The sequence below is a fragment of the Maritimibacter sp. UBA3975 genome, assembly GCF_002384975.1.
Lineage (GTDB): Bacteria > Pseudomonadota > Alphaproteobacteria > Rhodobacterales > Rhodobacteraceae > Maritimibacter.
In genome coordinates, this window is sequence record NZ_DGCP01000004.1 from 1 (window position 1) to 13,327 (window position 13,327).

14 protein-coding genes are annotated in these 13,327 nt (G+C 62.1%); 8 read left to right on the forward strand and 6 right to left on the reverse strand.

The window, feature by feature from the left end; all coding sequences use genetic code 11:
* Positions 1 to 105: 105 nt before the first annotated feature.
* Positions 106 to 474 carry a hypothetical protein gene (locus tag B2585_RS03560; RefSeq protein WP_292020078.1) on the forward strand — a complete coding sequence of 123 codons (369 nt, stop codon included), beginning with the start codon at positions 106 to 108 and terminating at the stop codon, positions 472 to 474.
* 8 nt (positions 475 to 482) lie between these two features.
* The gene (locus tag B2585_RS03565; protein WP_292020080.1) at positions 483 to 1,262 is read left to right on the forward strand and encodes a hypothetical protein; all 780 of its coding nucleotides are present in this window, start codon (positions 483 to 485) and stop codon (positions 1,260 to 1,262) included.
* A 357-nt stretch (positions 1,263 to 1,619) separates the two neighbouring features.
* Here B2585_RS03565 and B2585_RS03570 read toward each other — a convergent pair whose 3' ends face one another.
* The 5 genes from B2585_RS03570 to B2585_RS03590 are packed head-to-tail and all read right to left on the reverse strand — an operon-like array spanning position 1,620 to position 6,673.
* Complete coding sequence (locus B2585_RS03570; protein ID WP_292020082.1) at positions 1,620 to 2,375, reverse strand: SDR family NAD(P)-dependent oxidoreductase; 756 nt, start codon at positions 2,373 to 2,375, stop codon at positions 1,620 to 1,622.
* Positions 2,372 to 3,235, reverse strand: a complete 864-nt coding sequence (locus B2585_RS03575; protein ID WP_292020084.1) for a TIM barrel protein — start codon at positions 3,233 to 3,235, stop codon at positions 2,372 to 2,374. The genes B2585_RS03570 and B2585_RS03575 overlap by 4 nt, the downstream gene beginning before the upstream one ends.
* On the reverse strand, positions 3,232 to 4,383 hold the full coding sequence (locus B2585_RS03580) for an alpha-hydroxy acid oxidase (RefSeq protein ID WP_292020086.1): 1,152 nt from the start codon (positions 4,381 to 4,383) through the stop codon (positions 3,232 to 3,234). Before B2585_RS03580 ends, B2585_RS03575 begins: the two co-directional genes overlap by 4 nt.
* Complete coding sequence (locus B2585_RS03585; protein WP_292020088.1) at positions 4,383 to 5,360, reverse strand: 2-hydroxyacid dehydrogenase; 978 nt, start codon at positions 5,358 to 5,360, stop codon at positions 4,383 to 4,385. Before B2585_RS03585 ends, B2585_RS03580 begins: the two co-directional genes overlap by 1 nt.
* Complete coding sequence (locus B2585_RS03590; protein ID WP_292020090.1) at positions 5,357 to 6,673, reverse strand: Rieske 2Fe-2S domain-containing protein; 1,317 nt, start codon at positions 6,671 to 6,673, stop codon at positions 5,357 to 5,359. The genes B2585_RS03585 and B2585_RS03590 overlap by 4 nt, the downstream gene beginning before the upstream one ends.
* A gap of 273 nt (positions 6,674 to 6,946) precedes the next feature.
* Between B2585_RS03590 and B2585_RS03595 the strand changes: the two genes are divergently transcribed.
* From B2585_RS03595 to B2585_RS03615, 5 genes are all read left to right on the forward strand, one after another.
* Positions 6,947 to 8,170, forward strand: coding sequence for a Rieske 2Fe-2S domain-containing protein (locus tag B2585_RS03595; RefSeq protein ID WP_292020092.1), 1,224 nt, complete (start codon positions 6,947 to 6,949; stop codon positions 8,168 to 8,170).
* A 63-nt stretch (positions 8,171 to 8,233) separates the two neighbouring features.
* Positions 8,234 to 9,226, forward strand: coding sequence for a PDR/VanB family oxidoreductase (locus B2585_RS03600; protein WP_292020094.1), 993 nt, complete (start codon positions 8,234 to 8,236; stop codon positions 9,224 to 9,226).
* 16 nt (positions 9,227 to 9,242) lie between these two features.
* Entirely contained in the window at positions 9,243 to 10,040 is a 798-nt protein-coding gene (locus B2585_RS03605; RefSeq protein WP_292020096.1) for an SDR family NAD(P)-dependent oxidoreductase, read from the forward strand.
* Positions 10,037 to 10,963 (forward strand): alpha/beta hydrolase, encoded by a 927-nt coding sequence (locus B2585_RS03610; protein WP_292020097.1) that lies wholly within the window; start codon positions 10,037 to 10,039, stop codon positions 10,961 to 10,963. Before B2585_RS03605 ends, B2585_RS03610 begins: the two co-directional genes overlap by 4 nt.
* 15 nt (positions 10,964 to 10,978) lie before the next feature.
* Positions 10,979 to 11,203, forward strand: coding sequence for a hypothetical protein (locus B2585_RS03615; protein ID WP_292020100.1), 225 nt, complete (start codon positions 10,979 to 10,981; stop codon positions 11,201 to 11,203).
* Positions 11,204 to 11,207: 4 nt separating this feature from the next.
* Here the strand turns inward: B2585_RS03615 and B2585_RS03620 are convergent, their stop codons facing one another.
* Positions 11,208 to 11,723 (reverse strand): MarR family winged helix-turn-helix transcriptional regulator, encoded by a 516-nt coding sequence (locus B2585_RS03620; RefSeq protein ID WP_292020102.1) that lies wholly within the window; start codon positions 11,721 to 11,723, stop codon positions 11,208 to 11,210.
* A 458-nt stretch (positions 11,724 to 12,181) separates the two neighbouring features.
* On the opposite strand from B2585_RS03620, the gene B2585_RS03625 reads away from it, so the two are divergent.
* Complete coding sequence (locus B2585_RS03625) at positions 12,182 to 13,279, forward strand: ABC transporter substrate-binding protein (protein WP_292020260.1); 1,098 nt, start codon at positions 12,182 to 12,184, stop codon at positions 13,277 to 13,279.
* Positions 13,280 to 13,327 lie beyond the last annotated feature (48 nt).

Consider the following 13,327-nt stretch of genomic DNA (forward strand, 5'->3'; position numbering starts at 1 on the left):
CATCTCCACTCCTTGGCGGTTACGATGAGCCAGAAACCCTCCATTACGAAATCAATTCAGATGTCCCAAGGGTGCTGACGGCAGACAAAGGATGATCTCATTGCCGTGTCGAGCGCAGCCTTGCTTTGCAAAAAGCTTAAAGGTTTTGCGTTCGAAAACGCCTACAAGCACCGAAGTGTTCTTGAGTTGGAATTGGAGGGACACAAAGTTATCCATTCAATCATGGACATGCTTTGGCCTGCCATCGTTAGCCGTGGCGACCCGCGGAAAGAGATCAAAGGACATCCCGGAACTCCTTTTGAGAAGTACGCCTACGGACGTATCTCGGAGAATTATCGGCGAGTTTTTGAAAGCCCAAACGAGGACCTGCCGTTGGGTTATCGCCGCTGTCAATTGCTCGCAGACATGATCTCTGGTATGACTGACGGCTTCGCACTAAGCTTTGAGCGGGAACTTAGAGAACTTCGCTGTTGAGGAGAGAGATGAAACCTGCGCTTGACCAGAAAGCTGCCAAGAAGCGCATCCGTCGCTTCTTCGATGAGCCGATGGCTGAGCGTCGGGCTGTTGGCTGCTTTATTAACGAAGTATCTGTTTGCGCAGATATTTTTGTATTTGGTGGAGCGCTCAGGGACATCTCCCTTCTTGGTGCTCCGAGCTTCGCCAGCGACGTAGATACGGTTGTTCAGGTGCATGATGTTGAAGCCTTCATGGACATCTTGGGTCGGTACGAAGCAGTGCAGAACAAGTTTGGCGGGCATCGTGTTCGTCTTGGAAGATGGAGCTTTGATATATGGGAGGTCTCGCGAACTTGGGCCTTTGCAGAGGGTGTTGTCGAAGCGCTCAGTCCGTTGTCCCTTCTCGAAACCACCTTCTTCAATTGGGACGCTATTCTATATGACTGGCGATCTGGTTCGCTTCACTACGGCCAGGACTATTTTTCTGATCTGTCTCAGAAGTATTTGGAACTCGTACTGGAAGACAACCCAAACGCCGTTGGCGCACTAGTCCGCACGCTGCGAACACTTTGCTTGACTGATGGAATTCAGACTGGGCCAAGGCTTTCTGCATTTGTTGTGAGTGGTCTTGAAGATATCTCCAATGAGGAGATTTTGTCCTATGAAGCAAATAGTTTTTCTCGCAAGCGGCTGTCTGAATCGTTGCTGTCAGACATGAGAGCCAGAGCTTGGGAGTGGGACCAGAGCAATGCATTTAGGTGGCTCCCCAGTCGGCAATTGTCTCTATTTGACAACTTCGCCAGCTAGCGGGCTTTTGGTCAGAGTGTTTGTCAATGCCGCTCTGCTTGAGCATCGATAGTTGTGGGTGGCTGACACGGGAGGCCCCCAAAAATCGGCATACAAACGGACCCACTTAGGCAGGTCATGAGCATCGAATTCTTCGGACACTAGATTTTGCATTCGCGGCGAAAGTCCGGAATGACGGGCTGCATCGCAGCGGGGGTGGAACCCGGTGATTGGCCGGTATGGGCCGGGAGCGACCGTTCGAAAATGGACGACGCAGAAAAAGGGTTCTTCGGCATCTTCATTCCGTCTTGGGCAGTAAACCACCGGCGTTGGGCTATGGTCAGATGATACCAACTGTATGTCAGGTGGAATAAGTGGCTAATGATAGACTGATCCACCGTCAGCCGCAATCACTTGTCCGGTGACAAACGATGCGTCGTCACTGGCGAGGAACAGGCCAACTCGAGAGACATCTTCTGGTTGGGCATCGCGCCTAAGGGCGCGAGTGTCGCGCGCAACGGAGCGGTAGACGGCGTCGAAATCGGTGTTTTCGAGGTTGCTCTGAGTCAGCGTGTACCCCGGTGATACCGCGTTCACGGTGATGTCGTCGGCGCCGAATTCGTTCGCGAGGGACCGGGTCATAGTGATTACCGCGCCCTTCGACGCAGTATAGGCGCAGAGGTTCGGCGCGCCTTTGAACGCGGTACCCGAGACGACGTTGACGATCCGGCCATAACGCCGCGCCCGCATGTGCGGTGAAACCGCCTGACAGCACAAAAGAACGCTCAGCGTGTTCACGTCGATCATACGGCGAAACTCGTCGACCATGACCTCTTCGAACGGCTTCAGCACCATGCCCCGCGAAATCGCGGCATTGTTGATGAGGATGTCCACTTGCCCGAAGGTCTCGATAGTGCGGGCGACCATGGCATCGACCTCGGCCTTTTCTGAGACGTCGGTGGTGGTGGCGATGGCTTGCGCTCCGGCGCCACGGGCCGCGTCGGCCCCGGCATCCGCATCCAGAATGTCGGCGGACACGATGTTCGCGCCGCCCTGCGCCAGCCGCGTCGCCAGGTCGAGTCCCAGTCCGGTGCCTGCGCCCGTGACGATCGCGGTTTTTCCTTCGAAGCTCATGATCCCGTCCTTTTGGCCTGTTTCAAATCGGTGTTGATGGCGTGGAGCCATTCTATGCCTGCCTCTTCGCTTGCGGCAGTCGGGTTTGCCCAGAGGTGTTCGAGTTCCACGAGACCCTCGAAACGCCGCGCGGCGAGCGCGTCCAGCACCGGGCGGATGCGAGCGTCGGCCTCTGGTTCGCACCGGCCTGGCTGTCCGGCGATCTGGACCGGACCGATGATGTCGGCGTCGCGGGTGAGCGGGGTCAACAGGTCTCCGTCTGTCGCGATCAGGTGTCCGGTGTCGTAGATCAGGCGCACGGCGGGGTGCCCAATCTGCCGGATCGCGCGGGCGGCCTGAGCAAAGCTCGTGAAGAGCTGGCCGGGGATCGCCGTGGGGTCGACGACTTCGACGTTCAGGGCCAGACCTGAGGCCGCTGCGCGATCCCCGAAGGCCGACAGTCGCGCGCCGAACGCCTCTTCCGCCTCCTCTTGACCCAAAGTGGTTGTTCCCGCGGGTACGATGGCAAGGTCGCGCGCGCCGATGCGTGCTGCGTCCGCAAATGCCAAGTCGCAGGCCTGGGCGAGGGCATCTTCTTCTGCCGGCGTTTGCGGAAACCATATGGGTCGGCGCAGATCAGGTAATCCGCCGATGCAGAGCGTGCCGGTGGCTAGGCCAGATGCCGCAATCCTGCTTGCGATCCGCAACTTGTCCGCTTCGGGCCGACATGAGAACCAAGGATCCTGGATGCCTGCGAACCCTTGCGCAGCGGCGAAGTCGATCTGGTCGACGGGGTCGCGCGACGGAGCTGCGTGTGCGAAAAGCGGCGTATCGAATCCCCGGAACCCGAGGTGGGGAGCGTAGCGCAAGGCAAAGCTCATCGTTTCGGTACCAAAACGTGTTCGCGGCCCAGGTCCGCCAGCGACGGCTCACCCAAGAGCATCATGGCATTTGTCATCTCGTCCCTCAGGAGTTCGATCGCCTTGTCGATTCCTGGCTCGCCCGCAGCCGCGAGGCCATAGGCCCACGCCCGACCGATCAGCACACCGGTTGCGCCAAGCGCGCGCGCCTTGAGGATGTCGGTGCCGCGCCGGATCCCGCTGTCGAGCAGCACGTCCATGTCGTCGCCCGCTGAAGCGACCATGTCGGGCAACGCGGCGATGGCTGAAAGCGATCCGTCCAACTGCCTGCCGCCGTGGTTCGAGACTGAAATGCCCTGCACGCCGATCCGGCGCGCGGCCTCGACATCATCGTGGTGCAAAAGCCCTTTGACGATCATCGGTCCGTCCCAAGCCGCACGCACGCGTGCCACGTCCTCCCACGTCGCAGATGGATCGAAAAGCGAAGACACGTGTTTGGCGATGCTCACGAACCCGTCGGCATGAGGATTGCCCTCGAAATTGCCGAACCGGAACCGGGCGCGGGTCGCCCGGGCGAGGAACGGCAGGTGCAGTGCGGTGTCGGCGAGCGTCGCCAGACGCGGGCGTATGGGAACGGTGAAAGCGTTGCGCACATCTCGCTCGCGCCGCCCCGCCACAGGCAAGTCGAGCGTCAGAACCAGCGCCAGATAGCCCGCGTCCTGTGCGCGGCGCACAAGCCCCATCATCCAGTCGCGATCCTTGAGGAAGTAGAGCTGGAACCAGTTCTCACCCTCCGGCACTGCGCGCGCGACATCTTCGATGGAGGCGATGGAGTTCGTCGACAGGCAAGCCGGAATGCCCGCGCGCGCGGCGGCACGGGCCGCCAGAACCTCGCCTTCCGGCCAGCACAGCCCGGCAAAGCCGATGGGGCTGAGCGCCATGGGAAGCGCGGTAGTGCGGCCCGCCATCTTTGCCGTCAGGTCGATGGACGAGACGTCCCGACCCACACGCGGGCGAAACCCATAGCGGTCGAAGTCCGCGCGGTTTTGACGGGCGGTCGTCTCATCGCCCGCCGCACCGTCGACGAAGTCGAACAGCGCGCGGGGCAGGGCGCGGCGGGCCCGGTTGCGCAGGTCGTCGATGTTCGAAACGGTGGAGAGATCGGGCATCAGACAGGCTCCGGCACGAGATTTGGAGGCGTCTCGCCGCGCGCGAGAGCGATGAACCCGTCACGCAGGATCGCGCCCATCCGCACCCGCGCCTCAACGGTCGAGCTTCCGATATGCGGCAGGAGAAATGCGTTTGGCAAATCCAGATAGCGCGGGTCGAAGTCAGGCTCGCGCGCAATCACGTCAAGTCCGGCACCCGCGATCTGCCCGCTGGACAGCGCCGCGATCAGCGCCGCGTCGTCTACCACCGTCCCCCGCGCGACATTCACGACGTAGCTGCCGGGCCGCATGGCGGCGAGGGTCTGTGCGTCCACTACGCCCTCGGTCGCGGCGCTGGCCGGGCAGGCGATGACCAAGACGTCGCAGGCCGCCGCGAGGCCCTGAAGCGTCGGGTGATAGGCCGCGCTGCGTTCATCCTCGGGCTTCAACCGCGAACGGTTGTGGTAGGCGATGGTCATGCCCATGCCCGACAGTCGCGCGGCGATCTCACGCCCGATCCGACCCATGCCGAAGATCCCCGCCGTGTGTCCCGCAAGCTCGTGGCCTAGAAGCTGACCTGGGGTCCAGCCAGTCCATGCGCCGGATCGCACAAGCGCGATGCTTTCCGTCGCCCGCCGCACCGCGCCAAGCGCAAGGAAGACTGCAATTTCCGCGACCGAGGCCGACAGCACGTCGGGCGTCGACAAAAGCGCGATCCCGCGTCGTGCAAGAGCAGCACGGTCGATGTGTTCGGTTCCGACCGAGTATGTGCCGATCGCAGCCAGAGCCGCAGGCAAGCGTGCGACCGTCGCACTGCCCAAAGGCGTTTCCACTGACACGATCAGCCCGTCTGCTGCATCCTTCGGCGTCACCTCGGACAACGGCTTGGCGGTCAGGTCCAGCCCATCGGTCAGGGCCGCCACCACCGGGTCCGGCAAGGTGCAGCACAAAAGGACGCGCGGGCAATCCCGCCCGCGCATCTGTTCGCGTCCGGTCATTCCGCAGGCACGCCCGACATGCGGTTCGGTTGTGCCTTTTTGTGACCAGGGACGAGGCTCTGCCACGGCTCACCGGCAGAGACGACTCCCGATGTGCCGACGATCCCGCCGTAATCCACTGCTGACCCCAGACCCATCGGTTCGCGCCCCTCATCAACCTGTTTCGCGATGGTCAGAAGTGTGCGGTAAAGCCGCTGGATGCCGATGTCCGCCGAAGACAGCCGCTCGCCTGAACGGTCCCGTAAAGGGCCGCTCGACACGACTACTGCGACGTCCTCCTCGATCAGACCCGGCAGACCGGAAAACGTCTTGCCCGCCCGCATCGCGTCACGGTCCTGCCCGAAGCGGTTGTGATGGCCCGCCGTCGCAGGTGTACCGAAGGTGCGGCGCGAAATGCCGTAGCTATCCAGATGGTGATCCGTGAGCCCGACGAATTCGAGCTGCTGTGAGCGCAGCGGTTCTTCGCCGATTGCCTTTTCGGTGTCCCAGAACACATGGATGAACAGCGACGTCGTATCGCTCACCGGAACCATCAGCGTCGCGATATCCCCGTTCGGGTTCAGGACGGTAAAGGGTGCAACGAAAGATGTGATCCGCACGTTGTGGCTGCCGTCGCTGTCGCCTTTGCGCAGGGCCGCGTAGTGAAACCCGAACTCGGTGTCCTCAGCGGCCAGCTCGGGGGCGAGGTCGTCGGCCATCTTGCCGACCTTGGCGGCGTAGTCGATCTGCACATCGCCCGCATGCGACAACCCGTCGGAATGAAGGAACCCCAGATGCGTCGTGTCGAGAAGCCCCTCCGTCACCTGCACATAGTTGCAGTCCTCGAAGTGAATCGTGGTCAGGAGGTGCGAGGCGGGCAGGTCCATCCACGGATACCGCTTGAACTCAGGCTTATCCTCGGGCGCGCCCATGTAGATCCAGATGATCCCGCCCGCTGCGACCGCAGGATATGACTTGATCTTGAACCGCGTCTTGAACTCGGGGTCTTTTACGTTGGGGGTGTCGAGCACCGCGCCGTCATGGGCGAATTTCCATCCGTGGTAGATGCAGCGCAGGCCGCAATCTTCGTTGCGGCCCAACGACAGCGACGCGCCCCGGTGGCAGCAGAACTCGTTCAGGATGCCGATGTTTCCTTCGGTATCGCGAAAGGCCACCAGCTTCTCTCCCATGATCTCGATTCGCACCGGATCGCCGTCGCACTCGCCCACCTCCGTCTCGAGCAGCGCGGGCACCCAGTAGCGCCGTAGCGCGCGCCCCATGGGCGTATCGACCCCGGTCAAACACATCCTCATGTTTTCGTCGTGTGTAAGCATGACTTCCTCCCGTTTGATAATCATCTTCCATGGAAGATATAAGAGATGTCAAGCGCGCTGAAAGAACGGATCGCTTCGCTGCTGCCTTGGAGAGCGCGGTAGCAGGGGGGAGTTGACGGGGCTGCCCGATGATGGTTATCTTCCATGGAAGATGAAGATCCGCGGCGACCGGAAACGGATGACTGCGGACCAGGAGGAGGAACTGGAATGCTGTCCCACGAGGAAAACGAAGCCCTGTGCCGCGTCGGTCGCGGAACACCTATGGGGAAAGTCATGCGCCGCTATTGGCATCCGATCGCTTTGTCCGAGGAACTGCCGGAGCCAAATTGCAAGCCGATCCGCGCGGAACTCTTGGGCGAGAAGCTCGTGGTGTTCCGGGACAGCGAAGGCACGGTCGGTGTGCTCCAAGAAAACTGCATGCACCGGGGTGCGTCGCTGGCGCTAGGCCGGGTCGAGGACGGTGGCGTGCGCTGTCTGTATCACGGCTGGAAATTCGCGGTCGATGGCACGATCCTCGACACCCCGAACAACCCCGATCCGCGTGTGAAGCAGCGGCTCAAGCAGCCCTGTTTCCCGGTTCGCGAGGAGGGCGGGTTGATCTGGACCGTGGTGGGCGCCAAGAAGGGCGAAGAACCGCCTTTCCGCCGCTATTCCTTCATGGATGCGCCCGCCGAGCATCGTTTGGCCTTGCGCATCAACGTGAAATGCAACTACCTGCAACTGTGGGAAGGCGGGGCCGATAGCTCTCACGTCGGGATTCTCCACGCCGAAAGTGCCTCGCCAGGTTGGCTGAACGACGAGCCGACGCGCGACAGCCGGGCCTCGAACCCCGCGAACCTCGCCGTGGTCGACAATGCACCGACGTTCGAGATCGAGAACACCGACTACGGGTTTCACTATGCCGCGATGCGCCGCGCGCCGAATGCGCAAGGCGAGCCTGAGGTGGTCAACGTCCGCGTTGTGCCGCTCATAATGCCCACGGGCCGGATCATTCCCGCGCCGAACTCGTTCTTGACGGTGTTCGAGACACCCGACAACGACGGCCAGACCTCGACCTTCATCGTGCAGCATGGCTATTCCAAGCCGGACCGCGAAGAGATGCTGGAACTGCTCGGCATGGACGATCCGGTGGTCTACGATCCCGAGACCTACAACCTAACCGTCGACTGGGGTGTGGGGCTGGGTCAGAAGCGCGATCAGATGGACGAACATTGGAGCGGCATGAAGGGCGTCGAACACGAAGACGCCGCGATGGCGCTGTCCATGGGTCAGATCTTTGACCGGACGCAGGAGCATCTGGTGGCTGCCGACGGGGCCGTGGTGCGCTTGCGCCGGTGTCTTCTCGACAGCATCAAGGCGGTCGAAGAGGGCGAAGAGCCGCTGGGCGCGAAGATGGAGGATCTCACGCAGGTAAGCGTGACCTCGGCCGCACCGCTTGATCGGCCATGGCAGGCTGTGGGGCCTCACTACGAAATCCCGCCGCAGGCCGCCGAGTAAGGCCGCGCCTGGCTGCGCATGTGGCCGGGCGTTAGAACGTTCTTTCCTCAAAAGGAGCCTGCGATGATGATGCAGCCTTCGCTCCCCGGTCAAGACGTGACCCTGCCGGTCGTTGTCCGTTCGATGACGCTCTTGGCCAAGGACACGCTCGCCGTCGAGTTCATGCCACAAGACGGTGTGACGCTGCCGCCCTTCGCGGCAGGGGCGCATGTCGATCTCTTACTGCCCAACGGTATCCGGCGGTCCTATTCGCTGTGCAATTCGCCCAGTGACACGGGGCGTTATGTCGTCGGCGTGAAAAAGGCGGACCCGAGCCGGGGCGCGTCGTCCTATATCCACGACACGTTGCGCGTGGGGCAGGTAATGAAAGTGTCGGCCCCCAAAAACAACTTTCCTCTCGACGAAACGGCGGCAAAGTCCGTGCTGATCGCCGGCGGAATCGGGATCACCCCGATGATGTCGATGATCGACCGGTTGGAGGCCGCCGGCGCCGACTGGACGCTTTACTTTTCCTGCCGCACCCGCGCGGACGCGGCGTTTCTCGACCGTCTGGACCTCTTGGACAAGGCGCACTGCGTGAACCTCAACTTCGACGGCGAGCCCGGCGGTGCGATATTGAACCTTGCCGAGATCATCGGCGCCGAGCAGGGGGAGGGCGTGCACTTCTACGCCTGCGGTCCTGCGCCGATGCTGGATGCATTCGAAGCCGCGACCGAGGGCCTGCCTGAGGGCCACGCCCATCTGGAACGGTTCGGGGGCGAGCCGCTTCCTGTCTCGGACGATGCGCTCGAAACGTTCGAGGTCGAGTGCGTGCAAAGCGGGCTTAGCCTTACTATTACCCCGGATACCACCATTCTGGACGCCCTTCTCGACAACGGTATCGACATTCCGTTTTCCTGCATGGATGGAGTTTGCGGGTCTTGCCGTGTCGGCGTGGTCGAGGGCACGCCGGACCACCGCGATATGGTGCTGTCAGACGGGGAACTATCTGCGAACAAGGTGATGATGGTCTGCTGTTCGGGCAGCCGCAGCCCGAAACTGGTGCTGGATATCTGAGGGAGGAGCAAGCGCAATGACGCTTGAGAACGTGCCGGGCATTTCCGGCAAATTTTACGTGGTGCTGGGCGCCGGCCAGGGGATCGGTCGCGCGACGGTGGAGGCGCTGGCGGCGGCGGGTGCGCGTGTCGCCTGCGTCGACCGGGACGACGACCTTGCACGGGCCGTGGCGGACTCCGTAGGCGGGCTGGCCCTGTCCGGTGACGTGACCCGGCGCGACGACATGGAGCGGATGTTTCAGGACGCTGCCGATTGGGCGGATGGCCGCCTTGGCGGGGTCGTGGACATCGTGGGTATCGCAGACGTCCGGTCAATCGCCGACATGGATGATGAGGGTTGGAATGAGCAGTTCGATCTCACCCTGCGCCATGCTTTCCTGACCGTGCAGATCGCGCCCCGCCACATGCCGGGCGGCGGCGCGCTCGCCTTCGTGAGTTCCATGTCGAGCACCCGGGCGGTCGAAAATCAGACCGTCTACGGCGCGTCCAAGGCCGCGCTAAATCAATTCGTCGCGGGCGCGGCGTGCGAGCTTGGGCCGAAGGGTATCCGTGTGAACGCCGTGTCGCCCGGCTTTGTGCGCACCCCGCGTCTCGTAGCGGCGCTTGGTGACGACTTCTGGGCCGAACTGAACGGCTATATCCCTGTGGGCCGCCCGTGCGAGCCCGCCGACATCGCCGGGCCACTCATGTTCCTGTGCTCGGATCTCGCCGCCTGTATCTCGGGCCAGACCCTGACCGTGGACGGCGGCACCAGCACGCAGGCCCACATGCCGAAAATCCCGCTTAGCCAAAAGGCTACGGGGGGAGCGTCATGAGCACGCCGACCGATCCCGCATTCCAAACCATCCTAGGCCACAGCCGCGGCAAGTCGGTCCTCGCCGACGGGGCCCTGCCCGATGTGCGCCAGATGATGGAGGACCGCGCCAAGTCCCGGCCCGGCCCCGATGTGGCGATCGTGCGCGACACGTCTCTGCCGGGCCCGGTGGGCGATATTCCGGTCCGGCTCTACGTGCCGAACCAGGCGCGCGGCGTCGTCCTCGCCTATCACGGGGGCGGCTGGATCACGGGCAGCCGCGACAGCTTTGACCCGGTCTGCCGCTTCATGGCGTTGGAGTCCGGCGCGGCCGTGGTCTCGGTCGATTACCGGCTCGCACCCGAGCATGTGTTCCCCGCCGCGATCGAAGACGCCTTCGCCGCGCTCGTAGCCGTGGACCGGGACCGCGCGGAGCTTGGCCTGCCTGAAGGCCCCGTCGTCGTGATGGGAGAATCCGCCGGTGCTAACCTCGCCCTCGTGGTGTCGCTAATGGCGCGGGATGCAGGCGGCCCGGAGATTGCGAAACAGGTGCTGGCCTATCCTGCGGTCGATGCGAGCGTCGAGCGGCCCTCAATGGACCTCTTCGCCGAGAACCACCTTCAGACCCGCCGCGACGTGAAACATGCGCTCGGCACCTATGCTTTGAACCACGGCGTCGATCCGTCGGACTGGCGTCTTTCGCCGCTCAAGGCCGAGACGTTCAAAGGTCTGCCGGCGGTTTTTTTGGTCTCGGCGGAATGCGATGCGATCCGCGACGATTCCGAGGCACTGACCCGTCGCCTGATGGCCGAAGGTGTCGGGGTGGTCCATGCGCGATACGCAGGCATGATCCACACCTTCGTCCAGATGCGTCCGGCAATTGAAGCGGCTATCGTCGCGCAGCGCCAGATGGCCGACGAAGTGCGCCGCGCCGTGCAAGCTTAACGAGAGGGGTATCCCGTGATAAGTTTCAACGACATCATCGACGAGGCCTGCCCGGCAGCAGTTCAGGCTGAACGCCAAGGGCGCCTGCCGACGCGAATGTTTGTTCATCCCGTGATATTCAACGGCATTTCGGAAATCCGGCGCGACGAAATAGCCAACGGGTTTCCTCTAATCCTTCTCGGCATGTTTCTGGAAGTCGACCCAGACCTTCCCCGTGATGGTTTCCGCTTCGAACGTTAGGCGTTCAGTCCGGTGCATTCTCCACCGGGGGTAGGCCTTCGATGTTCTCTAAATGGGCGAGAAGCTTGTAGAGGAAATCCATCCCCTGAGCGAGCTCATCCGGGCTCATGCTGTCGACCAAGCGGCCAAATGCGGTGTCGGGCGAACAGATCAGCCCGATCGCCTCGTCCGCCACGCGCCGTCCCTCGTCTGTGAGATAGATGATCCGGCCCCGTTTGTAGGCTGGGTCTACCTTGCGAGATACCAGCTTGCTGCGGATCAGGCGGTCCACCTGCTTAGTCACGGCGCCGGACGTGATGAACAGGGACTGGAACAGATCCGTCGGGCGCATCGCACCGTCCGGGCCGTTGCGACGAAGCGCCAGAAGGATGCGCAGGTCGCTCGGCCCGATGGAATATCCGGTCTGGCTAAGATCGCGGAACGCGGCCTCCATCGAGGTGTCGATCTGCTTGATCGCCGCTGCCACAATGAACGGGTTGAGGTTCAGGTCAGGGCGCTCCCGGCGCCACGCTTGAGTCATGTCATTCAATGTCCGTGCCAATCCCGCTTCTTTCCCTCCGCGACTGCATTCGCGCAGTCCTCCATTCGATTTCACGGGATCATAGTGTCCCGTTTGCGCCCGAACAACGCTTCTGGCGGATCGAGCGAAATTGCAGCCGCTTGCGACAGACCTACGTCTGGGGTCGACCGGGCTGCTTCGCAGACGCAGCATCATCATCCATGGAAGATATTCAAGAATCTTCTTGACCTGAAGGTGCATCCGTTTCATCTTCCATGGAAGGTCAGATGGTTTTGTTATAGGGTGGACACTTTCTGGTTCTGCCCGGGAGCGAGGAAAAAACTGGCCTGACAAAGATGCGTGACCGGGTTCCGGAGAGCCTCGGCAATAGCGCGAACAGGGAGGAAATCATGGTTACTCAAGGAAATCGTCTTGGGACGATAACGGTCGTGGCTGGCCTACTGATCAGTACGACGGCAATGGCCGACACGCTCAAGGTCGGGGTTGTCGGGCCAATGACAGGGCCGCTTGCGGTCATGGGCGAACAGTGGCGCCATGGCATCGAGACGTTCATGGAACTGAACGGCGACACTGCCGGCGACACCACCATCGAGGTGGTCTACCGCGACACAATGGGCAACCCGGCCAACGCCAAACAGATGGCGCAGGAGTTGATCGTGCGCGAACGTGTTCAGGCCTTGGTTGGCTTCGGCATCTCGCCGTCCGCCGCCGCCGCTGCGCCCGTCATCAACGAAGTGCAGATCCCGACATTTCTGCCACACGTGGCATCGCCCGCGCTGATGGAGGCCTCGCCTTATTTCGTGCGCCTAGGTCAGAACATCGCGACCAACGCTCAAGTTGCTGCAAAATGGGCGCGCGAGAACGGAATGGAAAGCGCCTACGTAGCAGTTGCCGATTACGCACCCGGCCATGACGTAGCCAACGCGTTCAAACCAGCTTTCGAGTCGGCAGGCGGTACAGTAACCGGGTCGGACAACGTCCCGCTGTCCACTGTCGATTTCTCTCCCTTCGCGGAACGGATCGCCGAAGCGCAGCCGGATATGGTCCAGCTGTTCATCCCGCCTGGGGCGCAAGCGGTATCGATGGTCAAGGCGCTGGCGGCGCGGGGAATGATGGAGGACACGCTGATCATGGGCCAAGGCGAAGCCGAAGACAGCGACATCCACCTTTTCGACGGAACGATCAAGGGTTTCCACTCCGCAATCTACTACTCGGAATCGCTTGATAACCCTGAGAACGCAGCATTCGTGGGCGGCCTTCAGGCGAAATTCGGTGAGGATGTCCTGCCAAGCACGTTCACGCTGGGCGCCTATGACGCCATGGCGCTGATCTATGCCGTCGCGGAAGAGATGGGTGCAGACTTCGACGGTGACGCCGTGATGGAGAAATTGTCGGGCTATTCCTGGGCCAGCCCGCGCGGCAAGATCACACTCGACGCCGAAAGCCGGGAACCGATCCAGGACTTCGTTATCCGGCGGGTCGAGGACGTGGACGGCCAGTTGCGCAATGTGGTCGTCGACACCATCCCGCAGGTCCACCCGATCTCGGGAAGCTGAACGCCCTCGTCATAACACAGTCCGCGGGGCATCATCGGATGTGCCGCG